The organism is Caminibacter profundus, from assembly GCF_054657155.1.
This window is the reverse complement of the sequence record NZ_BAAHXC010000003.1, coordinates 101,524-124,991: the sequence shown is the minus strand read 5'-3', so window position 1 is coordinate 124,991 and position 23,468 is coordinate 101,524. Positions and strand designations below refer to the sequence as shown.

The window sequence follows — 23,468 nt, the reverse complement described above, 5'->3', positions numbered from 1 at the left end:
CTTAATTTATAAACTCAGAACCTGGCACTTGGAACTTAACTACTTAATTTACCCACATCTAAGTCCATATTTTGCCATTTCTACAAAACGTCTCACTTTTCTTTTATCTTTAATTCCTGGAGCTTTTTCTACTCCACTGCTTACATCAACTCCATAAAACCCAAATCTTCCTATTTCAAATACATTTTCAGGTGTAAGACCACCTGCTAGAATAATTTTTGAGTTATCACGATTTTCAAACCATTCAAGTGCAACTCTCTTCCCACTTCCACCATACTCAGGTACATATGCATCAACTATTTTATATTCACTCTCTAACTTTTTAATATCTTCTTTTTCTTTTGCTCTAATAACTTTTATATATTTGCAAGTTAACTTCTCATAAAAATCATCATCAACTTCAAAATGAATTTGAGCAACATCAGCTTTTGTATATTTCATTACCTCATTTACATATTCAGCACTTGAGTTTACAAATAGTACTGCTTTCACTACAAAAGGAGGAAGTTTCTCTATTATTTTTTTTATCTCATCAACTTTAATAAACCGTGGAGATTTTTCATATGTAACAAACCCTAAAGCATCCGCACCAGCATCGCAAGAAATTTTTGCGTCTTCATAATTTGTAATACCGCAGATTTTTACTCGCATCTTAAACTTTCAATCGCTTTTTTATAATCATTACTTTTAAATATAAAACTACCAGCAACCAATATATCAGCTCCAGCCTCTTTAAGTAAAGGGGTATTTTTATCATTTACTCCTCCATCAACTTCTATCAAAAGACTTGGATTTTTCCTATCAGAGAGTTCCCTTAACTCTTTTATTTTATCAATAACACTTGGAATAAATTTTTGCCCACCAAACCCTGGGTTTACACTCATTAATAAAACCATATCAACATCAGCTACGATATATTCAAGTAAACTTACAGGTGTTGCTGGATTTAAAACAACTGCTGGGCGTATATTTTCATTTCTTATTTTTTGAATTACACGATTTATATGTTTTTCTTCTTCAATATGAAAGCTTATAAACTCAGGTTTTAAATGCTTATACATATCTATAAAAAATGGAATATTTTCAACCATAAAATGAATATCAAGAGGGGCCGTGCTAGCTTTACTTACTGCTTCTACTATCATAGGTCCCATTGTCATATTTGGTACAAAATGGCCATCCATTACATCAACATGAATAAAATCCGCACCTGCAATACATACATTTTTAACATCTTCTGCTAAATTACCGAAATCTGCACTTAAAATACTTGGAGCTATTTTCATTTTCTTCCTTTCACTTGATTTCTTCCAGATTTTTTTGCTTGATATAATGCAATATCTGCTTTTTTTAACGATTCTTCTAAATTTCCATTATATTCACTAACACCAACTGAAATAGTAAATTTTTTGCCTTTAAAATCATAATTTTCAATAGTTTTTCTTAATTTTTTAGCAACTTTTTTTGCATCTTCAAAGCTAGTTTCAGGTAACACTACAATAAACTCTTCCCCTCCCCATCTTCCTACAATATCACTTTTTCTAAATATATTTTTTAAAGTCTTTCCTATTTCACTCAAAACAAAATCCCCAAATTCGTGACCATAATTATCATTTACTTTTTTAAAAAAATCAACATCAAAAAATAATATACTTCCTTTTTTTATTTCTTTTAATTTATTCTTAACTCCTTTTCTATTTAATAAGTTTATCAACTTCTAATTCCTTTTTTATTTTTTTGTATTTACTTATAAAAATATAAAATATTATTATAAGTATAGCTAATATAATAATTAGATATTTTATATCAAAATTTTTTTTCTCAACTACAATTGAGCCAATATATTTATCTACAATTTTTTGCTTTTCACTTGGTGATATTTGGGAAATTGCTGAATTAATTCGATGAAGAATATCAGGTCTATCATTTCTTATCATAATTTGGAGATGTAACTTAAAATGTGTTTTAAATGCAATTTGTAAATTCATTAAATGATTTTTGTCTATAACCCATAAAATACTAGGCAATATATCAACAGCACATTGAGCTTTTTTGTTTTCTACTAATTTTAAAGCATCAAAAGTTGTTTTTGTTTCTATATAATTTATATTTGGGTAATGTTCTTTCATAACTTTGTCAACTGTTAAATTTTTAACAACTGAAATTGATTTTATATCTTCAATAGAATTAAAATTTTCATTATCTTTACAAATTATTGCCAGAGGAAAAGACACATATGGCTTAGAAAACAGAATATATTTTTCTTTATCAAACATAGAAGTAGTATTAATAGCTAAATCCGCCTTTTTTTCTTTTATATCTTCCAAAACTTTTGACCAAGAAGAAACTAATTTTAACTTATACTTTAATTTTGCCTTTTTTGCTATTAACTTCCAAAAATCAACACCTATTCCATATAAATAACCATTATTCATATATCGCAAAAGGGGGCAAGTTTGAAGTAACCTCTACAATTAAAGGATCTTCTTTCATCTCTCTTTTTAAATGAAAATTTTCAAATAATATTTTATTAAAGTTAATTTTTTTATTTAATATAAACTACTTATAATCAATGATTTATAAACTAAGTCTTTTCTAACATTAAAATTAGTTTCAAAATAAATATTAATTTTTTTTATTATTTTTCTATTTTTTGTATAAAATCTCTTGAACCAACTAAAAAATATTTATTCATTTCAATATCATAATCTTTTAATCTAAAATTAAAAATACCTTCTTTTTCTATATTTTTATTAAAAACAATCGCATCAAATTTATTATTTAAAAAATCTTTTAAATTTCCTTTTACACTTTTGTAATTATCATTTACACTATCAAGCAAAATTTTACTAGCATAATCTAAATTTGCTACTGTTTTTAGCTCACTTAATGACTTTTTATGAGTTAAAATATATTTATCAATTTCACCAATTTGAGTAATCATTGTTAAATTTTTTTCCAAAATAAATGGTAAATATTTATAACTTAGCAATGCTAATGAATTATTAAAATTAATTTTATTTACATTTTTTAAAAGTCTAATATTTGCATTTGATATATTTATATCTCTAAATTCTTTTGGCACATATAAATTAAAAGCATCTAAAAAAACAAAACTAACAATAACGCCTATTAATACATTCATAAAGTTCTATCCTTCTATCTCTAAAAAATGGCCAAATTTTCCTAACTTCGCTAGCTTTTTTTAAATCTATATCAGCTTCAATAATCTCTTCTTTATCGCCTGCCATTTTTATAATCTCACCCTGAGGCCCATATATAAAACTTCTCCCCCAAAATTCTATTCCCCCAAGCACATTTGAAGGATCCTTCTCTTTTCCTACTCTATTAACAGCAATTACATATACTCCATTTGCTACTGCATGACCCCTTTGTACAGAAGTCCAAGCATTTAGCATTTTTTCTTTTTCTTCTAATGTATTTTCTTTTTCACACAACTCATCCCTTCTATCTTCAGGACACATAAGCCATCCAATAGCAGTTGGATAAATTAAAACCTCAGCTCCTTTTAAAGCCATAATACGAGCTGGTTCAGGATACCACTGATCCCAACACACAAGGACCCCAAGTTTTCCTACACTAGTATAAATAGGTTCTATTTTATCGCCGGGAGTAAAATAAAATTTTTCATAAAATCCAGGATCATCAGGAATATGGGTTTTTCTATAAGTTCCAACTAGTTTGCCTCTATCAAAAACAACTGCGGTATTATAATAAATTCCATCCATTACTTTTTCAAAAAGAGATGTAACAAGTACTATATCTTGTTCTTTACTTACATTCTTCCAAAACTCTACATCTTTTTCAAAGCTCTCTGCATAATCAAAAAATTTTGTATCTTCACATTTACAAAAATACTCACTTTGATGAAGTTCCTCTAAAATCACAAGCTCTCCACTAGACTTTTTTATCATCTCAAGAGTATGAGCCACTGTTTTTTCTTTACTGCCTTTGAACTCTTGCTGAATTAAAGAAACTTTCATAAACAACCTTTTTTTAGTGATTATATCACAAAAAATGTTATAATTTTCTAAAAAGGAGTGATATGGCAAACTTATTAATAATTGGTGCTGGTGGCGTTGGAAGAGTTAGTGCTTTTAAAGCAGCAAAAAATCTAGATACTTTTGATAAAATAGTACTCGCTAGCCGCACAAAAAGTAAATGCGACGACATTGCTAAAGATATTAAAGAAAAATTAGGCGTTGATATTAAAACATATGCAATTGATGCAAATAAAAAAGAAAATGTAGTAGATTTAATTAAAAAAGAAAATATAGATATTGTATGTAATGTAGCACTCCCTTATCAAAACTTACCAATAATGCATGCTTGTATTGAAACTAGCACAGCTTATTTAGATACAGCTCTAGCTGAAACCGAAGACAACCCAGATACTTATTATGACTTACAATGGGCACTTGATAGCGATTTTAAAAAAGCAAATACAGTGGCACTTCTTGGGTGTGGATTTGACCCAGGAGTTACATCTATAATGGTTAAATATGCAGCTGATTATCTATTAGAGAAAATAGAAGAAGTTGAAATTTATGATTGTAATTTTGGAAATCATGGACGTGCATTTGCTACAAATTTTGACCCCGAAATTAATCTAAGAGAACTTAACTTACCTGGTAAATATTGGGAGAATGGTGAATGGAAAACTACAAAGCCTTTTGAAATTCAAGTAAAACATCCTTATCCAGAGTGTGGAGAAGCTACAAGCATTTTAATTTGGCATGAAGAACTTGAAAGTATTGTAAAGCACTTCCCAAGTTTAAAAAGTGCAAAATTTTATATGTGCTTTAGCGACCAATACTTATATCATTTCAATGCATTAAAAAATGTAGGAATGTTCAGTATTGAGCCTATTGAAATTTGTGATGGATGCAAAATATCTCCTCTTCAATTCCTTGCAAAAGTTTTACCAGACCCACAAGATTTAGTTAAAAACTATAAAGGAAAAACAAATATCGGTGTAATCGTTAGAGGTAAAAAAGACGGAACTAATAAAGAGTTTTATATTTACAATATTTGTAATCACGAAAAGGCTATATTAGAGAGCGGGGCACATTGTGTAAGCTACACAACAGGAGTACCAGCAATTATTGGATGTAAATTAATGGCTAAAAAAATTTGGTGGGATATAGGTGTTAAAAATGTAGAAGAATTCGACGCAAAGCCGTTTTTTGAAGAGATGGAAAAACAGGGGCTTCCTATAAAAGTGGTAGAAAAAAAATGAAAAAATTTTACTCTTTCGAAGAATTCATAAAAGATTTAGATAAACTAACTAAAGACATTTCTTCTTTTGCCCCTGATTGCCTACTAGCTATAGCAAGAGGAGGTATGACGATAGGACATTTTTTAGCTGAAAGGCTTAATACAAGAGAAATTTATACTCTAAATGCAATCTCGTATGAAAATGATAAAAAAATAGGAAAACCAAAAATTTTTAATATTCCAGATCTTAGTAACAAAAAAAGAGTTTTGCTTATTGATGATATTAGTGATAGTGGTGAAACTTTAGAAGAAGTTATAAAAGTTTTAGAAGAAAAGTATCCTAAATTAGAAATAAAAACTGCTACAATTTTTTATAAAAAACATACTAAAATTATGCCAAACTTCACTATAAAAGAAGCAAAAGAATGGATAGTGTTTTTTTGGGATGATGAAGGGCAAAAATTAGCAAATAAGGAGTTATTATGAGCAATTTATTAATAATAGGTGCAGGAGGGGTTGGAAGAGTTGCTACATTTAAAGCAGCTATGAATAACGATATTTTTGAAAATATTGTACTTGCAAGTAGAACAAAAAGTAAATGTGACGATATAGCAAAAGATATTAAAGAAAAGCTTGGAGTTGTTATTAAAACAGCTGAAATTGACGCAATGGATGTAGATGCAACTGCTAAGCTTATCAATGATACAAAAAGTGAAATTGTTTTAAATGTTGCACTTCCCTATCAAGATTTAGCTATTATGGATGCATGTCTTGAAGCTGGAGCTCATTATGTAGATACAGCAAATTATGAACATCCAGATGAGGCAAAGTTTGAGTATAAACTTCAATGGGAAAAAGATGAAGCATTCAAAGAAAAAGGACTTATGGCTTTGCTTGGTAGTGGATTTGACCCAGGAGTTACAAATGTATTTACTGCTTTTGCAGCACAAGAACTCTTAGATGAAATAGAGTATTTAGATATTTTAGACTGTAATGCAGGTGATCATGGATATCCATTTGCTACAAACTTTAATCCAGAAATAAATATTCGTGAAATTACTCAAAAAGGTAAATACTGGGAAAATGGTGAATGGAAAGAAATTGAACCAATGAGTATTAAGTTTGATTGGGAATATCCAAAAGTTGGAAAATATCCTAGCTACTTGCTTTATCATGAAGAACTTGAGAGCCTCACTAAAAATTTCCCTTCAATCAAAAGAGCTAGATTTTTTATGACATTTTCTGATAAATACTTGTGGCACTTACGTGCTTTACAGAATGTAGGAATGACTAGTATTGAACCAATTGAAATTTGTGAAGGTTGCAAAATTTCTCCTATGGAATTCTTAAAAAAAGTATTACCTGACCCAGCAAGCTTAGGTCCAAGAACAAAAGGGCAAACACATATAGGTGTAGTAGTAACAGGATATAAAAACGGAAAGAAAAAAAGATATTACATTTACAATATTTGTGACCATCAATGTGCATACAAAGAAGTTGGAGCTCAATGTGTAAGCTATACAACAGGAGTTCCGGCTATGATTGGTGCTAAAATGATAGCTACTAAAACTTGGTTTGAGAGTGGAGTTAAAAATATGGAAGAATTTCCAGCTCGTCCATTTATGTATGCACTCAATAAACACGGTCTTCCATGGTTTATTGAAGAACTTCCTACAGTTGGTCTTCCAATAGACGACTAATATAAGACCTTCACTTTTCTTTTGCCCCATCCACTCAATCTACTTGACACACTCATATAAAAAGAGTTATAATACCTATTACCATAAACAAAGTTACATTTATCATATATCCTTTTATCACTTTAATAGATAGGATAAATTGGATAAACGGTGCAATATTTAATTTTATGAATGGTATTAAATTTTTAAGGAGGGGTGAAATGTTTATCACAAACAATATTGACAAAGAAAAATTAAAAGAGTTTAGTACTCCATCAATTATTGCTGGTATTATCACTGCAATTGCTGGAATGCTCGCTATTATTAATCCAGTAGCTGGTAGTATAGCTTTTATCATTTTTCTAGGTGCATTGTTTATTAGTAGTAGTATAGTACAAGCTTATATTACTTTTAAAGCTCACAATAAAAGTGCAGGTGCATGGTTTAAAGTATTAATGCTTTTAATTACAGGTATTTTACTCTTAATTTGGCCTGCAAGTGGGATTGCTGCAGTTGCAATTATTTTTGCAGCGTACTTTTTTATTGATGCATTTGCTTCATTTCAAATGGCATTTGACTTAAAACCTCTTAAGGGATGGTGGATGCCCATTATAAATGGCGTTTTTAGTTTTATTCTTGGAATTATTATGCTAATGAATTGGCCATTTAGTGCGCCATTTACTGTTGGTATTATAGTAGGTGTTAGTTTTTTAATGGATGGAATTGTCTTAGTTTATCTAGGATGGCTTGCAAAAAAAGGAGTATACGACAATTAAGTCGTATATCCTAAAAACTATATCCTACTCCTACATATCCAATAGATGTTTTAATTTCTAAACTATTCTTACCAAATAAAATATTATTACCTGTAATATCAATAGCAATATCTTTTAGTTTCCAATAAGAGTATCTATAACCTAATGTAAAATATAATTTTGGTGTAAGTGTAATCATTCCTATTTTTTTCTTATATGAAAATGGAGTAAATCTCAAACCTGCTTCAAATGCTTTAAAGTTACCTTCTGAATTTGAATCAACATTTGCATAATCATTTTTTACATTTCCTGTCTGATATGCATAACTTCCACTAGCATATAATGCAAAAAATCTATTAAAATCCTTATTTACATTAACATTAAGTCCTATTTTAAAAGTTTTTATTTCTGTTTTACTCTTTTTCATTGAATTTAATATATATGAACTTGTATCATCATTATTATCACTATCTTTTTTACTTTCTATCCATGGTAGTGATATTCCTAGCAACAAACCAATACCTAAATGAGAATCTTTTTGTTTATATATATCTTTTCCTAAAACAAAATTAGCATCAAGTCCTTCATATTTATAATCAGTCATAGGTAAAATTAAATTAGTTTGTGAACCATTTAAATTTACATTAACACTTTGTTGAGCATTTACGACATCTTTTGATTGAAACCATGTAATATTATATTTATAAAACCAATTTGTAGAAAAAAAATTTTTGTGTTGTTCACTTAAAGAATAAGAAACAACATTTGCACTTTTTTCACTATCAAGACCTAAAAAACCACCTTTTATCTTCAAAGTTCCATTTCCAAAATCAAACTCTCCTGCCATTAAAGAAACTGCAAAAACAGCACTTAATAATAATTTTCTCATTTTTTTCCTTTTGGCCAAAATTTTACAATTGAATATCCATCTTCTCTATACCTCTCAGCTTTTTCATCAAAATAATAATCTTCAAAATAATCATTTAAAACAGTTGCTAAATACTTCAATCTATCTTCTGTAGAAAGCTTGGGATACTCCTCTTTTAAAAATTCATATAGATGTTTATCTTGAGCCTGGCATTTATCATTCAATATTTTTATATTTTCTACACTTAAATCTAGTTTCATTATATTCCTTATAATAATACTGGTTGAAATTTTTCTATTCTTTTTTTAGCAGCTTCAAAATACTCTTCATTAATTTCTATACCTATAAACTTTCGATTCATTTCAAGTGCTGCAACTCCAGTTGAACCAACTCCCATAAAAGGGTCAAAAACAACATCTCCTTCATTACTTGCTATTTTTATAATATGCTTTAATAATTTAAGGGGTTTTTGAGTTGGATGTTTTGGATTTTTTACTCTCTCTTTTCCCATACAAATTGGACTTTCAAAAAAATTATGCATCTCTTTTTGAGATAAAAAGTTCCAAGTATGTCCTTTATTCCACATACATACTATTAACTCACAACTATTTAAAAACCCTGCTTTTCTAAATTTAGGAGTTGGATTTGTTTTGTGCCATACAAAAAATTGAAAAGTATCAAAAATAGGATCAAATATTTCATGCCATCTACCTATTAAATTATAAGAACAAAATGCAAAAATATTACCCTTAGGTTTAAGAACTCTTAAAAATTCATCTTTATAAATAGCCGGGTCAAATCCTTTATCCCACTCAGCAACATCATTATTTATCTCACTTCTCCAAGAAAATTTCATATTTCCAGTCGAATACTCACTTAAATTATATGGAGGGTCAGTTAAAATTAAATCTACACTATTATCAGGAATTTCTTTTATTTTTTCCAATGCATCACCTAAATAAAGTTTATAATGTTCTTTCATTTTAAATAAGTCCTTTTTATATTTTCTAAAGCCGATTTTATTATTTTAGAATTATTAGCATATTCATCTAACACAATATCATATCCATTATTTCTTTTTGTTATAAAATTCCAAAAGTTTTTACCTATTAACAATTCTTCTTTTGAAAAAAATTGTAAAACTCTTCCCTGTTTCCATTCTTTGTCTTCTCCAAATCTATTATAAGCTGTAGCAAAAAAACATCTTATATTATCACTTTTCAAATTATTATACAAAATAGAATATTATTCAAACAAGGCTTCTTTTTCTGCTCTTGCTTTTTTATTATCTAAATCTCCTCCGATTTTTAATTCAATTAAATAATGAAAGTTTTCTTCTTCATCAAATAAATAATAATCACTTTCATGTCTTTTTATTTTTTTTGCCTTTACCATCTATCTTTAATAATTTATAATCATCAAACATAGGCTTTTTTTGATATGTTTTATACATTTCTAATAATTCAGCAATTTTTATAATTTGTTCTTCATAAATTTCTCCTTCAACTCTCTGTGAAACTTTAAAAAACAAACCGGCTATATTAATAGCCATTTTTTCAATCATATTTCCTAAAGCACTATCAAATGACCTAACTAAAGCTGTATAATATTGTATTTCTTCTCCTAAAATTGAAATAAAAGGATTGTGTATTTTCATATTTATTGTACCATTTGGATTATCTTTTTCAGTAATATGTCTATTTTCAAATCCAATTGCAAAACTTTCAACCGAACTTTTAACTATTTGTCTTATAGATTTTTCCATTTTTATTCCTTATAAATCTTATCTCCAATTTCCCTGTATCTTTTGTAATAATACCTAACAAATTCATCTGCTTTTTTATTCAGAGGAAAATAATTTTTACTTTTGTAAATAAATTTATCCAAAAAAATTTTTGCATCTGCTTTTCTTACATACAAATCAGCTAAATCCAGATATGTGTTTTTGTACCATTTCTTTAAAGCTTCATATTTACTGTAATCATATTCCAAACTACTTCCGTTAAAGCTTATAACTCCGCTTTCAAACAATCCGGTTAAATGAATCAGACCTTCCATATAATAAGGCAGCACCTCATCAACTTCCATCCATGCGACAAGCCCCACCGCCCTTTTTATAACATCATCAAGAACGGAATTTATCAATTCACTATCCTCATTTTCAAAAAACGCCATTAATCCACCTGCTGTAGCTTTAAACTCTTCAACATTTTTAAACATACCAGATTTATTCATAACACTCTCTGTAGCCTCATCAACCCACAAAATATGTCCAAATTCATGTCCTATTGTAGTAATATCATAAACTTTTATAAATTTCTCTTTGTCTCTTAATTCTTCATAAAACCTATCCATAAATTCTTTTCCTAAAATTTCATAGCTTATTAACATTTTAGGTCTTGCTTTAATATCCTCATATACTTTATCTACAAAAGCAAATATTTTTTTACCATTCTCAGCACTAACCTTCTCATCATTTGGAACAACTTGAGCTGAAAAAAGTCCATTAAATTCTGCCCCATAAAATGTTGCTGGGCTAGAAATTAAAAGCTGTGTTTTTTCAATATTTTTTAATGCAATATTTAAAAGTTTTTCATCATTACAATACTTTTTATACATTTTTACAATGTTATCTTTTACTTCACTTTTCAAATTCGGATTTTTGATTCTTACATCAAGTTCAAGTGCTACTGCTTTTCTATATTTATCTTCATAATATTCAAGTGGATGACCTACTTGAATAGGAGATTTTATATCCATCCAAATTTTATCTACACTAGCCCATTTTTTTATAATTTCTTGTCTGTTTTTCTCAAGCAAGGCAGTTTTTAGAGCATTAAAATATAAAACCCACTCTAGCTTATATTCATCTTCAAGTGATTCTAAATTTACAATTAATTCATCAATAGCTCTAACTGCTTCTTCAACTTCTTCTTCAAAAACTTCACTATAACATCTAACTAAATATTTACCACTTTCGCTTTTTACAAGTACTGAATAACATCTCTCAGCTACTTCATCATCGTCTTTATCTAATAAATCATTTTCAAATAAAAACGACATAACTTTTGCTTCATCACCGTTAAACTCTTTAGTTAATTCATCATTTATTGTATGAATAATATGTTTAGTCCACAAAGACTGCCATTTAGAAAAAGCTATTCCTATTTTATGAACACCTCTTAAAATCTCAGCATAAAAAGGACCTATAAATGGTGAGAGTTCATTTATAAGTTTTTCATGTTCTTTTAACCAAAAGTCTTTAGTAAGTTCATATAAATCAAGTTGAATTTCTTGAATCTCCTCTTTTGAAAAATTCCCTTTTCTAAGTAAATTTATGATACTGTCTTCTCTTAGATGAAAAAATCTTTTTTTTAATGCTAGCAAGTTTTCTTCATTTACTTCAAGTTTAAGAGCATTTAAAATATCTTCAAATAACTTTTGCAAATCATCAGGTAATTTTTTAAAATAGCTATTTATTCTTTCATCTCTAAGTCTAACAACTTCATAAGCCGCTTCTAAAAACATTGTTATCCTTTATTTTTTATTACTTTCTATTTTACCAATCGTTCCAAGAATGAACTTTCTTAGCAATTAAAAGCCCATCCATTCTATTTAAAGCACTAAAACCAATATCATATAATTCATTATCATCCAATTCTACTAAAGAGATTAAATATCCTCCATTCCTAAGAGCCCTAAAAAAAGATTTAATTTTAATATTTTTATCTATAATTATAAAATGATAATATCTCTTAGCATTTAATTCTTCATCTAAAACTTCTATATTTCTTTTTTCATTATTAAGAGAATTTTTAATCTCTTCACTCGTTACACCTATATTTATATTAGCCTCATTACCTATAATTTCATCAATTAATTTTGCATTCATTATAACTCCCTAAAAATTACTTATTATTTTTTAAAAGTTATACCAATTCTCATTAAATTAAGTTCTATAATTTTTCATAACAGACTCAAATATTAAGTGTGTTTTAACAACACCATTTATGTATGAAATAATGGCCAAGGAAAACTTTCTTACCTTGCCCTTACAAGTAAGTATTATGATATTGTAAACTTAGATCAATATAATGAGAATTGATATAAATTTAATTATATTGAACCATAAGAATAAAGTTCTCTAAATAAAAATGCTTCAACTATATTATTTATACTCATATTATTTGTAGGGGTCATAAGAGGTTCTGCACCTGCTTCTAAAAAGTCAAATACATATTCTTCTTTTGGTGTGATAAAAAAGTGAACAACTCCTACTAAATCGTCTCTATTATCAAGATATTCAATTTTTTTTATTTCTCCATTTTCTACAAAAACTTTTGCAAACTTTTCTGCTTCTTTACTTGAAACACATACATCGTCTTTTACAGGAATTCCTAAAACAAACATTTTACTCCTTTAAATTAAAAATCCAAGCTCCTATTGGAACTTGGAGCTTAAAATTTTATCCTCTTTCAATTTCTCCTGGATAATCAGCAATTCCATATGTTAAATTTCCTACTTTATCAAACCCAAGCTGGGATTGAAGTGCATGTTGTAAATATCCACTTCTGCTTCCCACATGACAATAAATAATAATTCGCTCATCTTTTAGCTTCATCCACTCATCTAAATCATATTGAACTCTACTAATTGGAAGAAGCTTATCAGTACCTTTAATTCTCATCATTTGGTATTCAAAAGGTTCTCTTATATCAATCAGTTTAAAATTAGCAACACCTTTTTCTCTTGCTTTAAGAAGCAGTTCAAGTTCATGTCCTAGAATCTGTTCTTTTTTTAAAATATTTTCAACTTCATCTACACTAAATCCATCTATTTCTTGATGTTTTTTAGGATGTTCTTTTTCGTAATTTTTAGCAAACTCAGGTGTACAAAATATTCCACAATGACAAACACCATCATTTGGAATTTCATCTTCTATTGCCTGAGGACATGGACAAATTCTATTATCACTACTTACATATTTACCATCTTTTTCTTCAACAGGAAAACAAGGACAAAATCTTTTTGAATAAAGGATCTTGTTATTTGTTAGTCCCTTTAACACTCTATCTACAACTTCCTCATCTGGATGAAAAGTCCATCCAAATTGTTTTATTACTTTATGCGCAAATTTTTCCGTTTTCAAAAACTCTTGTTGAAATTCAGGCGAGTTTATATCAACTGTTTTCATTAAGCTCCTTTTTTATATCTTCACATTTTTGCGTGTTACAAAAAATTCCACAATGACAGCACCCCTCTTTTACTTCATACTCAATTGCCGGTTTACATGGACAAATTCTATCTTCTTTATCCCCCATAGGAATAAAACATGGACAATATCTTTTTCCGTACATTAATTTATTGCGAGTTAGTCCCATTACAATACCATCATATACTTCTTTATTTGGTGTTAAACACCATCCAAATTGTTTAACAACTTTTTCAACAAATTTTTTAGTTTTTTCTTCTTCTATTTTAAATTCTTCACTATTCATATCTATATCAGTTCTTTTTGGTGCAAGCATAACTTCTCCTTTTTTTATTTGATTTTATCAAAATATAAAAAAAAGTCAAAAAAAGATAAAATTGCTCTAATTTGACAATTTATTTTACAGTTTATGTATAAAATTTAATCACGAAAAAAACTTTAAAAGTCTTTTTTTAATATAAAATTATGCAAACCAAAAAAGGAGCTAAAATGAAAAAAATTGAAGCTATTATTAAACCTTTTAAACTAGATGAAGTAAAAGAGGCTCTTGTAGAAGCAGATATCACAGGAATTACTGTAACTGAAGTTAAGGGACATGGAAGACAACACGGACATACTGAACTATACAGAGGTGCTGAATATGTTGTAGATTTCTTACCAAAAATTAAACTAGAAATTTTTGTAAATGATGATTTTGTAGAAAAAACTGTTGAAATAATACAAACTCATGCAAAAACAGGAAAAATTGGTGATGGTAAAATATTTATCTTACCAGTAGAAGATGCAATAAGAATAAGAACAGGAGAAAGGGGAAGCGATGCTGTTTAGAATTTTATCAATATTAGGACTTGCTAGTTTAGCTTTTGCAGGTGATACTCCAAAGCTTGATACAGGTAACACAACATGGATGATGGTAGCAACTGCTTTTGTTATGCTTATGACACCAGCAGGGTTAGCTCTATTTTATGCGGGAATGACAAGAGCTAAAAATACGCTTAATACTTATATGATGGTATTTAGTGCATATGCTATAGCAACAGTTGTATGGGTGTTTTGGGCTTATTCATTAACATTTGGAGATGATATAGCTGGAGTTATTGGAAGTTTAAAGCATATCTTTTTAAGTGGAATTAGTTATTCTGATTTAGAAAGTAGTGGATATCCAAGTTATGTATTTATTGCATTTCAAGGGACATTTGCAGCAATTACTGTAGCAATTGCAAGTGGTAGTATAATTGAAAGAACAAAATTTTCAACTTGGCTTGTTTTTGTAATTCTTTGGGTTACTTTTGTTTATGCTCCTGTAGCTCATATGGTATGGGGTGGAGGATTTTTATATAACGATGGTGCGCTTGATTTTGCAGGTGGAACAGTAGTTCATATGAATGGTGGTCTAGCAGGACTTATTGCAGCACTTATGATTGGTAAAAGAAAAGGTTATCCAAAAACTCAAATGATGCCAAGTAGTGTAGTATTAACAGCACTTGGTGCAGCTTTACTTTGGTTTGGATGGTTTGGATTTAACGCAGGAAGTGAATTTGGAGCAGATGAAATAGCTGGGAGTGCATTTTTAATGACAAATTTTGCAGCTGCAGCTGCTACAGTTACATGGATAATTTTAGATTACATTAAATTTGGAAAACCAACTCTTTTAGGAGCAGCTTCTGGTGCGGTAGCTGGACTTGTTGCAATTACTCCAGCAGCAGGATTTGTAGACATTGTTGGTGCGCTAATTATTGGTATAGGTGGAAGTGTAACTGGATTTTTTGGTGTAACAATTCTTAAAAAAATCTTTAAATACGATGATAGTCTTGATGCATTTGGAATTCACTTTATTGCTGGTTTATGGGGTGCTGTTGCAACTGGATTTTTTGCACTTCAAGAATTAGCTTGGGATGGTCCATTAAAAAATGGAGATAGACTAGGACAAATTTGGGTTCAAGTTGAGTCTGTACTAGTTACAATTGTATTTACAGCAATTATGACAGCTGTTGTTTTAAAAGTAGCAAGTCTACTTACTGGTGGAGCTAGAGTTAGTGAAGAAGCAGAAATTGAAGGTCTTGATTCTACAGAACATGGAGAAAAAGGCTTCAACCTTTAATCTCCTCTTTCTTTTTAAAAAAGGATTTAAATGAATGAACTTGTCGAAATTTTCGAAAAAAATAAAACTAAAATAGGAAACTTCGTAAAAGACACAATACTTAATAGTATTAGTATTGAAAACCCTGATATAGAGAGTTTATTTAAAAACTTTAAATCACTTGAACTTGTATATATTGTAGATAACAAAACAAAAAAACAAATATCTCCAAATTATTATAAAAATAAAATTGACAAAACTCAAGAAAACAAATCAAGAGAATATCTTTTTGAAAAAGTAGATAAAAAAACAAGTCTAACAACACCATATAAAAGTTCAGCAACTGGAAATATATGCATAACATTTGCATATTCACAAAATGATAAAACTATTTTTTTAGATTTTAATTTAAAAAAACTACTTGAACGTTTAAAATTGCTTGAAACACACACTCTTTTTGATAATGTAACAAAATTATTTTATTTATTAAGCTCAATTGCAATGATATTAATTTCATTTGTGATTTTAGTATACTCTGGATATGAGATTATCTTTATGAGTGAAAAATCGATTATGTCATTTTTTAAACCTATTATTTATATAACAATAGCAATTGCTATTTTTGATTTATCTAAAACACTAATTGAACAAGAAGTTATTTTTAAAAGTTATAAAAAAGATGAAAATATAGAAAAAAAGACTTTTATAAAATTTATTATTTCTATATTAATAGCTCTTTCAATAGAAGCTTTAATGCTTGTATTTAAAATTTCATTAAACAACATATCATTAATGTCAAATGCTTTTTGGTTATTTGCTGGAATTGCATTAATGATATTTACACTTACATATTTTATAAAAACAAATCGTTAATTGAAAATTATCTTCTCTATAATTAACTTAATTTAATTATTTGTTATAATTTCATCAAAAAGGTGATTATGTTTTTAGCAAAGTCTGCTTATCTTCAAAAAATAAAAAAATTAGCTGATATGGCAAAAGAATTAAGTTTGAGTATATATATTTGGGGTGAGAGAGGTGTTGGGAAAACATTTCTTGCAAAATACATAGCTCCAAATGCAATAATAAATCCATTATCACCTACTATAAACCCTATAATAATAGAAGATTTTGATAAAAATCCTACACTTGAGTTTAAAAATAATGTATTAATTGCTACTGGAAGCAAGCCTTTAAGTAAAGACTTATTAAAAAGATATTTTACTATGGACATAGAATTAAAACCATTAAAAGACCATCCAGAAGATATAGAAGAGTTTATTAAATTTTTTATAAAAGTTGCAAAAGAAGAGCTAAAAATTGACAAAGACATTACAATAAAATATCCGGATATTAGCGAAAATTTAAATTCTCTAAAAAGACAAATCTATCAAAACTTATTACTCCCAACTAAAAAGCAAGATATATTAAGACTTTTAAAAGAATATTACATTAATACCCATTCAACTTATGAAGAAGAAATTAAAGATTTTGAAAAAACTCTTTTTGAAGCTATGAAAATAAAATATGGTTCTAAACTAAAGATTTCAGAACAACTAAAAATTAATCGTGTAACACTTACAAAAAAAATGAAGGCTTTAAATGTTTGAATTTTGGTGTGAATATGATATTAATCCATTAATTATCTTTAACGAAAAAGGAAATATAGTATACTGTAACCAAGAGGCTGAAATACTTTTATCTTACATTAATAAAAAAGAAGTTTTTGATTTCATTATTAAAAATGCTCCAAAAAAAGCAGGTATAAAAACTGAATTTAAAAAAATTCAATTTAAAGACTTTAAATTTAATGGATATTCAATAGGATATCAAGAAGATACGCAAATAGGAGTAAGATTTTTTATAAATACTAATGTACACTCAATTCATTTTGAAAAACTTGAAAAAGTAGACCTATCAATGCTTTTAAATTTTGCAATGGAATATATTAATCTAAAACAAAACACAAAATTTAAAATCTACTTTGATCCATCTATTCCAGAAATTTATCTAAATAAAAAAGCTTTTTTAAATTTACTTTTTGAGATATTAGAAAATCAAAAAGAGGCCTATATAGAGACAAAAATAAACATTGGAGAATATATAAAAGTAAATAATAAAAAATACCCTATAATTTCAGTAATAACAAAATTAAATCCATTAAAACATATAAAAAGTCCTCATTTTGAAATAATAAATAATGAAAATGGTTACATAATACAAATACCTCTAATTAAGGAAAAAGATGAAAATAATAATTCTTGATACAGAGACAACAGGAAATAAAGAAGAAGATAGAATTTGTCAATTAAGTTATTTAGTTTTAAATGAGAACCTAGAAATTGAAGAAATTCATAATGAATTAGTAAAACCGCCTCTTCCTATAAGTTACGAAGCTATGGCAGTACATCATATCACTAATGAAATGATAGAAGATAAGCCTAAAATTCAACATACAACAGCATATAAAAGATTAAAAGAATTAAATAGTATCAATAATATTCTTGTAATTCATAATGCTAAATTTGATTTAGATATGCTGCAAAAAGAAGGATTTAACTCATTTTTTAAACTTGTAGATACATTTAGAGTATTAAAACATCTATTACCAGAAGGAAAATTTTCACTTCAATATAATAGATATGCACTAGGCCTTTATAAAAAAGAAAAAGAAATCTGTGAAAAATACAATATTAAAATAAATGCCCATGATGCTCTTGGAGATGTGATAGTTTTAAACCTTTTATTTGAATATATAATAAAAAATTATAAAAAAAATGTTGAAGATTTAGTAGAGCTCACTAAAAAACCTGTCCTTTATGATAAGTTTTATCAAGGTAAATACAAATTTGAAAAAATAAGAGATATTTTAATAAAAGACCCTGACTATATTGAATATATGTTAAGCTTAACTGACCTTGATCCAGATGTAAAATATTCTATTGAACATCATCTTGAAAATCTGGATGTAGAGCCTGAATATAGATTTGGTGTTGGAAAATATAAGGGTATGCTTATACAAGATGTAGCTGAAATTGATATACAATATCTGTCTTGGGCTTATCACAATATGAAAATGAGTAAAGGTATGAGAGCAAAAATAGGAGAAATTTTAGGTAAAATCTAACCTCCTAGATATTTTTTCTTAACTTCTTCACTTTGAAGTAAGCTTTTTGCATCATCTTCCATTACTATTTTTCCACTTTCCATTACATATCCACGACTAGCTATTTTTAATGCAGCACCTGCATTTTGTTCAACTAAAAGAATAGTTACGTCATTTTCCTCATTTAATCTAATTAATATTTCAAATACTTCTTTTACAATCTTTGGTGCAAGTCCAAGAGACGGTTCATCTAAAACTAACATTTTAGGCTCACTCATAAGAGCTCTTGCAATTGCAAGCATTTGTTGCTCACCACCGCTAAGACTTCCTCCATAATTTTCTCTTTTTTCTTTAAGTCTTGGAAAAAGAGTATACATTTGTTCTTTGAGTCTTTCATAGTTTTCATCGTTTAGGAAAGCTCCGATTCTAAGATTTTCCTCTACCGTTAGATTTATAAATATTTTTCTCCCTTCAGGCACAAGTGCCATTCCTCTTTTTACTATTAAATGAGTTGGGATTTTTGAAATATCTCCATCTACAAACTGAATATTCCCTTCTTTTTTTACTAAATTAAAAATTGCATTTAATGTTGAAGTTTTTCCAGCTCCATTTGCTCCAATAATAGTTACAATCTCCCCTGCCTTTACTTCAAAATCGATGCCTCTTACAGCTTCAATTACTCCATATTTTACTTTTAAATTTTTAACCTTCAACATCGATATCTCCTAAGTATGCTTTTATAACCTTTTCATCTTTCATCATGAGACTCGGTTTTCCTTCAAAAATTGTCTTACCATAATCAAGTACTAATACTCTATCAGCTATTTTTTGAACAAACTTCATATCATGTTCAATAAAAAGAATAGTTTTTTCCTTTTCTTCTCTTAATCTAAATATAGTATCAGCAAGTTCATCTGTCTCTTTTGGATTCATTCCAGCAGCTGGTTCATCAAGAAGCAATAAATCAGGCTCTGTTGCAAGAGCTCTAGCTATTTCAACTTTTCTTTGATTTCCATAACTTAAAGCTGTAGCATTCAAATTAGCATATTCAGCTATTTTTAAAAACTCTAAAATTTCCATAGCTTTTTCTTTATAAAGTTTTTCTTCTTTAAAAAACCTTGGAAACCTAAAAAGAGCTTCAAAAAAATTATAATTATAGTGATTATGAAAACCAATTAGGACATTCTCTAAAACACTCATACTTTTAAATAATCTTATGTTTTGAAATGTTCTTGCTATTCCTCTTTGAACAATATTTACTGAAGTTAGATTTGTTATTTCTTCATCTTTAAAAAAAACTTTTCCATTTGTAGGGTTAAGAACTCCTGTAATAATATTAAAAAGCGTTGTTTTTCCAGCACCATTTGGACCAATAAGTCCAAAAATTTCAAGAGGTTTTATATTAAAAGAAACATCTTTTATTGCAACTACCCCACCAAATTGCTTAGTTACTTTATCCACTTTAAGCATATTTTTCCTTTAGTATATTTGTTATTTGTGTATTGATATATTTGTATATTAGAATATTAGAAATTGTAGAGGTTTTAAAGGTAGTAGAGGTTATTTTATATTTAATTATTATATTTTCCATTTTCCATTCTCCATTTTTCATTTAAATATTTTTCCCCTTCTTTTCTAGCCCATTTAATAAATAATCTTTTTGTATCTAAGATACCTAATTTTTCATTTTTTTCTATATAATCTCTTAATTTTTTAGCACAAATATAAGCATTAGAAAAACCTCTAGCACCCATTCCATTAATGATATAAAGCCCATCAATATAAAAAATTTTTTTTGGAACATCTCCTTTTACTATATGCTTGTCTTCTAAAAGAGTTTTTCTAATATCTATAATTTTACCAACCACAGGAAAATAATCAACACTTGAAGCTCTAAATCCACCTTTTATATCTAAAATTTTATATTCACTAATATCAATAATTTCTTTAGCTTTTTTTATAAGCTCATACGCTTCTTCTAAATTTTCTTTACAATTCTTACAATCTCTTTTATGAGTCGCCCCAATTTTTAATATACCATCAATTAATCCAACCGAACAGTTTTTATGAAAATAACACCCCAAAAAATCTGTCGATTTTTCGGGGACCCCTTTTTTTAATTTTTCATTTTTCATTTTCCATTTTCCATTTATCTCTATTTTTTCTCCCCAAATTGGTCTAATTTTTATATATGGAATATCAATTAATTCTTCGTATCCTGTAGCTAAAATAATATTTTTTGTTTTTATTAAATCATTTATAATCCAAAAGTTATCTTTTTTTTCTATTTTTTTAACTTCTAATTTTTCAAAAGGAACTTTTATTTTTTCTTTAACTTCCCCTGGGTCTACAACACTTCCTATATTAAAGTAAAAACCTTTATCTTTTTTTACAAAAGGAAGTTTAATATGTTCTTCATATTTTTGAAATTTTGCAATATCTCTCTCATCTCTTGGTAAAATTAAAACTCCCTTAGTATAAGTAGATACACCTATATCATTATAAAATTTAACAGCTTCAACTATTCCATCATTTATAAATCTTGTATATTCAGTATTATATCCTACTTTTGGAAACAAAAAAGCTCCCGCAGCTCCACTTGCTCCCGATAAAACCTCTTTTTTATCAATTAATAATATTTTCTTATCTTTAAAAAACCATGCTGTTAAAAGACCTGCTATTCCTCCGCCAATTATTACAAAATCAAAAGACTTCATCATATGCCATTTGTAATGTTTTTTTATCTATATCTTTTAACTCATTAAATATAAACCTTTTAAAATCTTTTTTATCTACTTTTACCTCAACATAAAGCATATTTTCTTTTTTAGAATACCAACTATCCCCTTGAATTGAGTTTATAACTACAAAATTTTTAACTAATTTTAATATTTGATTAGTCTTTTTGTCATTTATCTCTAATCTTCTCAAAAACAATTTTGTTTTTGCTTGAAGCTTACTAATCAAATCAGATACTCCTATAGAAAAAGCTTCTTCTTGTTTTAATCTATTTATTTGTGCAGAGTGGATTTTTCCAACAGATTGAAAAGATGACTGATAACAAACCCAAAATGGAGCAGGAATTTTTTTTATATAACATTGAGTAAAACTCTTAACTTTTGTAGAAGTGTTGCTAATACTACATCCTCCGATAATTAGAGGCACAATAAACCATATATAAGGTTTCATACATCACCTTTTTAAAAAAAATTATATCAAGATATAAAATAAAAGTGTATAAATGTTCTTAAGGGCACTGACTAAATAGGGACAAAAATTGCTTTTTTTTTAGAAAAAGGTTAATCTTATGAAAGTTGGATTTAATAAAGGGAAAAAATATAAAAAATATAAAAGATTAACTCAAGAACAAAAGGAAATGATTTTTAAATTATTCTCAGAAAAAATGTAATTAAGAAAAATAGCAAGAGTTATTGGAGTAGAATTAGGAACAGTTCAATATCATTTAAAAAAAACTTATGGAGTATGAAGAGTTGTATAAACTATTTGTAAATCTTTTGAAAAAAGCTAATTTAGTGTTTTCATATCTTTGTTTAGATGAACTTTATACTTTTTATGGTAAAAAAGATAATAAAGTTTATGTATGGACAACAGTGGGAGTTACTAAAACAGGAAGAAAATTTTATTTTTATTTTTTATCCAAAAAAAAGATATTGAAAGTTTATTATCGTTTAATTTTGATTTGCCAAAGGTAGAAAGATATTACACAGATGGTCATTTTGCATATTCAAATGTTTATGAAGATAAAGTAATTCAAGAGAAATCAAAATATACAAATTTAGTAGAAAATTTGAATTCTCAAAAGAGGAATAAAGTGTCTTATCTTGTTAGGAAAACTAATGAAGCGAAGCGGTTGCGAAGCAATCATTCTCTTAGAGAAAAGCACATGCTAAATCTTTTGAATGGCTTAATAGAAGACTCGCTATGTTTTTTGCTGAACTTAATCTTAAAGGTCATAAAATTGCCATTTAGTCAGTGCCGTTCTTAAGATTAGGACAGTTGTTTTATTATATTGTTTTAATAAAATTAATATATTTTTTGTGAGTTTTAGAATATATATTAACAATACTAATTTCTAAGATTTTTTCTATAAAAGAATAAAAAAGAAGAAAGAAATTATCTTTTTGAGAATTGAGGAGATTTTCTTGCTTTCTTTTTCCCGTATTTTTTTCTCTCTACTACTCTTGCATCTCTTGTTAAAAGCCCTGCTGGCTTTAGAATACTTCTAAATTCTGGTGCATATTCAACAAGCGCTTTTGAAATTCCGTGTTTTATTGCATCTGCTTGTGCTGCAAAACCACCACCAAAAACTTTTACTTCAATATCAAAACTGTTTTCTTGTTTTACTAACATTAATGGCCATCTAACTCTAAGTTTAAGAGCTTCTCTTCCTCCTAAAAACTCATCTAATGTCTTACCATTAACTGTTATATTACCACTTCCATTTTTTAGCCAAACTTTTGCTACTGCTTCTTTTCTTTTACCAGTTGCGTAAATTCTTCCATGCATTTT

At 27.9% G+C, this 23,468-nt stretch carries 32 protein-coding genes; 10 read left to right on the top strand and 22 right to left on the bottom strand.

What is annotated here, in order from left to right; genetic code table 11:
* Positions 1-48: 48 nt before the first annotated feature.
* From ACYQ1U_RS08545 to ACYQ1U_RS08520, 6 genes are all read right to left on the bottom strand, one after another.
* Entirely contained in the window at positions 49-651 is a 603-nt protein-coding gene (locus ACYQ1U_RS08545) for a phosphoribosylanthranilate isomerase (RefSeq protein ID WP_459886825.1), read from the bottom strand.
* Positions 642-1,286, bottom strand: coding sequence for a ribulose-phosphate 3-epimerase (rpe, locus tag ACYQ1U_RS08540; RefSeq protein ID WP_459886823.1), 645 nt, complete (start codon positions 1,284-1,286; stop codon positions 642-644). The genes ACYQ1U_RS08545 and rpe overlap by 10 nt, the downstream gene beginning before the upstream one ends.
* Positions 1,283-1,714 (bottom strand): GGDEF domain-containing protein, encoded by a 432-nt coding sequence (locus ACYQ1U_RS08535; RefSeq protein WP_459886820.1) that lies wholly within the window; start codon positions 1,712-1,714, stop codon positions 1,283-1,285. The genes rpe and ACYQ1U_RS08535 overlap by 4 nt, the downstream gene beginning before the upstream one ends.
* Positions 1,695-2,444: a transporter substrate-binding domain-containing protein gene (locus ACYQ1U_RS08530; RefSeq protein WP_459886817.1), complete on the bottom strand. Its 750-nt coding sequence runs from the start codon at positions 2,442-2,444 to the stop codon at positions 1,695-1,697. Before ACYQ1U_RS08530 ends, ACYQ1U_RS08535 begins: the two co-directional genes overlap by 20 nt.
* Positions 2,445-2,638: 194 nt before the next feature.
* Positions 2,639-3,145, bottom strand: coding sequence for a hypothetical protein (locus tag ACYQ1U_RS08525; RefSeq protein ID WP_459886815.1), 507 nt, complete (start codon positions 3,143-3,145; stop codon positions 2,639-2,641).
* Positions 3,117-4,004: a carbon-nitrogen hydrolase gene (locus ACYQ1U_RS08520; protein ID WP_459886812.1), complete on the bottom strand. Its 888-nt coding sequence runs from the start codon at positions 4,002-4,004 to the stop codon at positions 3,117-3,119. Before ACYQ1U_RS08520 ends, ACYQ1U_RS08525 begins: the two co-directional genes overlap by 29 nt.
* 62 nt (positions 4,005-4,066) lie before the next feature.
* Here ACYQ1U_RS08520 and ACYQ1U_RS08515 point away from each other — a divergent pair, with 62 nt between their 5' ends.
* The 4 genes from ACYQ1U_RS08515 (at position 4,067) to ACYQ1U_RS08500 (ending at position 7,693) form a co-directional block, all read left to right on the top strand.
* On the top strand, positions 4,067-5,260 hold the full coding sequence (locus tag ACYQ1U_RS08515) for a saccharopine dehydrogenase family protein (protein ID WP_459886809.1): 1,194 nt from the start codon (positions 4,067-4,069) through the stop codon (positions 5,258-5,260).
* Entirely contained in the window at positions 5,257-5,724 is a 468-nt protein-coding gene (locus ACYQ1U_RS08510) for a phosphoribosyltransferase (RefSeq protein ID WP_459886806.1), read from the top strand. Before ACYQ1U_RS08515 ends, ACYQ1U_RS08510 begins: the two co-directional genes overlap by 4 nt.
* Positions 5,721-6,938: a saccharopine dehydrogenase family protein gene (locus ACYQ1U_RS08505; RefSeq protein ID WP_459886804.1), complete on the top strand. Its 1,218-nt coding sequence runs from the start codon at positions 5,721-5,723 to the stop codon at positions 6,936-6,938. The genes ACYQ1U_RS08510 and ACYQ1U_RS08505 overlap by 4 nt, the downstream gene beginning before the upstream one ends.
* A gap of 200 nt (positions 6,939-7,138) precedes the next feature.
* The gene (locus ACYQ1U_RS08500; RefSeq protein WP_459886801.1) at positions 7,139-7,693 is read left to right on the top strand and encodes an HdeD family acid-resistance protein; all 555 of its coding nucleotides are present in this window, start codon (positions 7,139-7,141) and stop codon (positions 7,691-7,693) included.
* A 10-nt stretch (positions 7,694-7,703) separates the two neighbouring features.
* Here ACYQ1U_RS08500 and ACYQ1U_RS08495 read toward each other — a convergent pair whose 3' ends face one another.
* The 11 genes from ACYQ1U_RS08495 to ACYQ1U_RS08445 all read right to left on the bottom strand — a co-directional run bounded on the left by ACYQ1U_RS08495 (position 7,704) and on the right by ACYQ1U_RS08445 (position 14,068).
* Positions 7,704-8,561 carry a hypothetical protein gene (locus tag ACYQ1U_RS08495; RefSeq protein ID WP_459886798.1) on the bottom strand — a complete coding sequence of 286 codons (858 nt, stop codon included), beginning with the start codon at positions 8,559-8,561 and terminating at the stop codon, positions 7,704-7,706.
* Positions 8,558-8,800 carry a hypothetical protein gene (locus ACYQ1U_RS08490; RefSeq protein ID WP_459886796.1) on the bottom strand — a complete coding sequence of 81 codons (243 nt, stop codon included), beginning with the start codon at positions 8,798-8,800 and terminating at the stop codon, positions 8,558-8,560. The genes ACYQ1U_RS08495 and ACYQ1U_RS08490 overlap by 4 nt, the downstream gene beginning before the upstream one ends.
* 8 nt (positions 8,801-8,808) lie before the next feature.
* The gene (locus tag ACYQ1U_RS08485) at positions 8,809-9,522 is read right to left on the bottom strand and encodes a DNA-methyltransferase (protein WP_459886793.1); all 714 of its coding nucleotides are present in this window, start codon (positions 9,520-9,522) and stop codon (positions 8,809-8,811) included.
* A complete protein-coding gene (locus tag ACYQ1U_RS08480) occupies positions 9,519-9,764 on the bottom strand; it encodes a TdeIII family type II restriction endonuclease (RefSeq protein ID WP_488193088.1) in 246 nt (81 codons plus the stop codon). The genes ACYQ1U_RS08485 and ACYQ1U_RS08480 overlap by 4 nt, the downstream gene beginning before the upstream one ends.
* A gap of 21 nt (positions 9,765-9,785) precedes the next feature.
* On the bottom strand, positions 9,786-9,935 hold the full coding sequence (locus tag ACYQ1U_RS08475) for a hypothetical protein (RefSeq protein ID WP_459886787.1): 150 nt from the start codon (positions 9,933-9,935) through the stop codon (positions 9,786-9,788).
* A complete protein-coding gene (locus ACYQ1U_RS08470; RefSeq protein WP_459886784.1) occupies positions 9,904-10,305 on the bottom strand; it encodes a TdeIII family type II restriction endonuclease in 402 nt (133 codons plus the stop codon). Before ACYQ1U_RS08470 ends, ACYQ1U_RS08475 begins: the two co-directional genes overlap by 32 nt.
* 2 nt (positions 10,306-10,307) lie before the next feature.
* Entirely contained in the window at positions 10,308-12,068 is a 1,761-nt protein-coding gene (gene ciaB, locus ACYQ1U_RS08465; RefSeq protein WP_459886781.1) for an invasion protein CiaB, read from the bottom strand.
* A 31-nt stretch (positions 12,069-12,099) separates the two neighbouring features.
* Positions 12,100-12,432: a hypothetical protein gene (locus ACYQ1U_RS08460; RefSeq protein ID WP_459886779.1), complete on the bottom strand. Its 333-nt coding sequence runs from the start codon at positions 12,430-12,432 to the stop codon at positions 12,100-12,102.
* A gap of 224 nt (positions 12,433-12,656) precedes the next feature.
* Positions 12,657-12,950, bottom strand: a complete 294-nt coding sequence (locus tag ACYQ1U_RS08455; protein WP_459886776.1) for a hypothetical protein — start codon at positions 12,948-12,950, stop codon at positions 12,657-12,659.
* A 55-nt stretch (positions 12,951-13,005) separates the two neighbouring features.
* Positions 13,006-13,734: a ferredoxin-thioredoxin reductase catalytic domain-containing protein gene (locus tag ACYQ1U_RS08450; protein WP_459886773.1), complete on the bottom strand. Its 729-nt coding sequence runs from the start codon at positions 13,732-13,734 to the stop codon at positions 13,006-13,008.
* Positions 13,721-14,068 (bottom strand): ferredoxin-thioredoxin reductase catalytic domain-containing protein, encoded by a 348-nt coding sequence (locus ACYQ1U_RS08445; RefSeq protein ID WP_459886770.1) that lies wholly within the window; start codon positions 14,066-14,068, stop codon positions 13,721-13,723. The genes ACYQ1U_RS08450 and ACYQ1U_RS08445 overlap by 14 nt, the downstream gene beginning before the upstream one ends.
* Positions 14,069-14,241: 173 nt before the next feature.
* On the opposite strand from ACYQ1U_RS08445, the gene ACYQ1U_RS08440 reads away from it, so the two are divergent.
* The 6 genes from ACYQ1U_RS08440 (at position 14,242) to ACYQ1U_RS08415 (ending at position 18,959) form a co-directional block, all read left to right on the top strand.
* Positions 14,242-14,580: a P-II family nitrogen regulator gene (locus tag ACYQ1U_RS08440; protein WP_459886767.1), complete on the top strand. Its 339-nt coding sequence runs from the start codon at positions 14,242-14,244 to the stop codon at positions 14,578-14,580.
* Positions 14,570-15,853 (top strand): ammonium transporter, encoded by a 1,284-nt coding sequence (locus ACYQ1U_RS08435; protein ID WP_459886764.1) that lies wholly within the window; start codon positions 14,570-14,572, stop codon positions 15,851-15,853. Before ACYQ1U_RS08440 ends, ACYQ1U_RS08435 begins: the two co-directional genes overlap by 11 nt.
* Before the next feature lie 30 nt (positions 15,854-15,883).
* Positions 15,884-16,705 (top strand): PDC sensor domain-containing protein, encoded by an 822-nt coding sequence (locus tag ACYQ1U_RS08430; protein ID WP_459886762.1) that lies wholly within the window; start codon positions 15,884-15,886, stop codon positions 16,703-16,705.
* Between the two features lie 68 nt (positions 16,706-16,773).
* Positions 16,774-17,442 carry a P-loop NTPase family protein gene (locus tag ACYQ1U_RS08425; protein WP_459886759.1) on the top strand — a complete coding sequence of 223 codons (669 nt, stop codon included), beginning with the start codon at positions 16,774-16,776 and terminating at the stop codon, positions 17,440-17,442.
* On the top strand, positions 17,435-18,097 hold the full coding sequence (locus tag ACYQ1U_RS08420) for a hypothetical protein (protein WP_459886756.1): 663 nt from the start codon (positions 17,435-17,437) through the stop codon (positions 18,095-18,097). The genes ACYQ1U_RS08425 and ACYQ1U_RS08420 overlap by 8 nt, the downstream gene beginning before the upstream one ends.
* On the top strand, positions 18,078-18,959 hold the full coding sequence (locus ACYQ1U_RS08415) for an exonuclease domain-containing protein (protein ID WP_459886753.1): 882 nt from the start codon (positions 18,078-18,080) through the stop codon (positions 18,957-18,959). The genes ACYQ1U_RS08420 and ACYQ1U_RS08415 overlap by 20 nt, the downstream gene beginning before the upstream one ends.
* Here ACYQ1U_RS08415 and ACYQ1U_RS08410 read toward each other — a convergent pair.
* The 5 genes from ACYQ1U_RS08410 to rpsI all read right to left on the bottom strand — a co-directional run bounded on the left by ACYQ1U_RS08410 (position 18,956) and on the right by rpsI (position 23,465).
* Complete coding sequence (locus ACYQ1U_RS08410; RefSeq protein ID WP_459886750.1) at positions 18,956-19,654, bottom strand: ABC transporter ATP-binding protein; 699 nt, start codon at positions 19,652-19,654, stop codon at positions 18,956-18,958. The genes ACYQ1U_RS08415 and ACYQ1U_RS08410 overlap by 4 nt on opposite strands.
* Complete coding sequence (locus ACYQ1U_RS08405) at positions 19,641-20,408, bottom strand: ABC transporter ATP-binding protein (protein ID WP_459886747.1); 768 nt, start codon at positions 20,406-20,408, stop codon at positions 19,641-19,643. The genes ACYQ1U_RS08410 and ACYQ1U_RS08405 overlap by 14 nt, the downstream gene beginning before the upstream one ends.
* A gap of 101 nt (positions 20,409-20,509) precedes the next feature.
* Entirely contained in the window at positions 20,510-21,655 is a 1,146-nt protein-coding gene (locus tag ACYQ1U_RS08400) for an NAD(P)/FAD-dependent oxidoreductase (RefSeq protein WP_459886744.1), read from the bottom strand.
* Complete coding sequence (locus ACYQ1U_RS08395; protein ID WP_459886741.1) at positions 21,642-22,127, bottom strand: hypothetical protein; 486 nt, start codon at positions 22,125-22,127, stop codon at positions 21,642-21,644. The genes ACYQ1U_RS08400 and ACYQ1U_RS08395 overlap by 14 nt, the downstream gene beginning before the upstream one ends.
* 945 nt (positions 22,128-23,072) lie before the next feature.
* Positions 23,073-23,465, bottom strand: coding sequence for a 30S ribosomal protein S9 (gene rpsI / locus ACYQ1U_RS08390; RefSeq protein WP_459887184.1), 393 nt, complete (start codon positions 23,463-23,465; stop codon positions 23,073-23,075).
* Between the last annotated feature and the right edge of the window lie 3 nt (positions 23,466-23,468).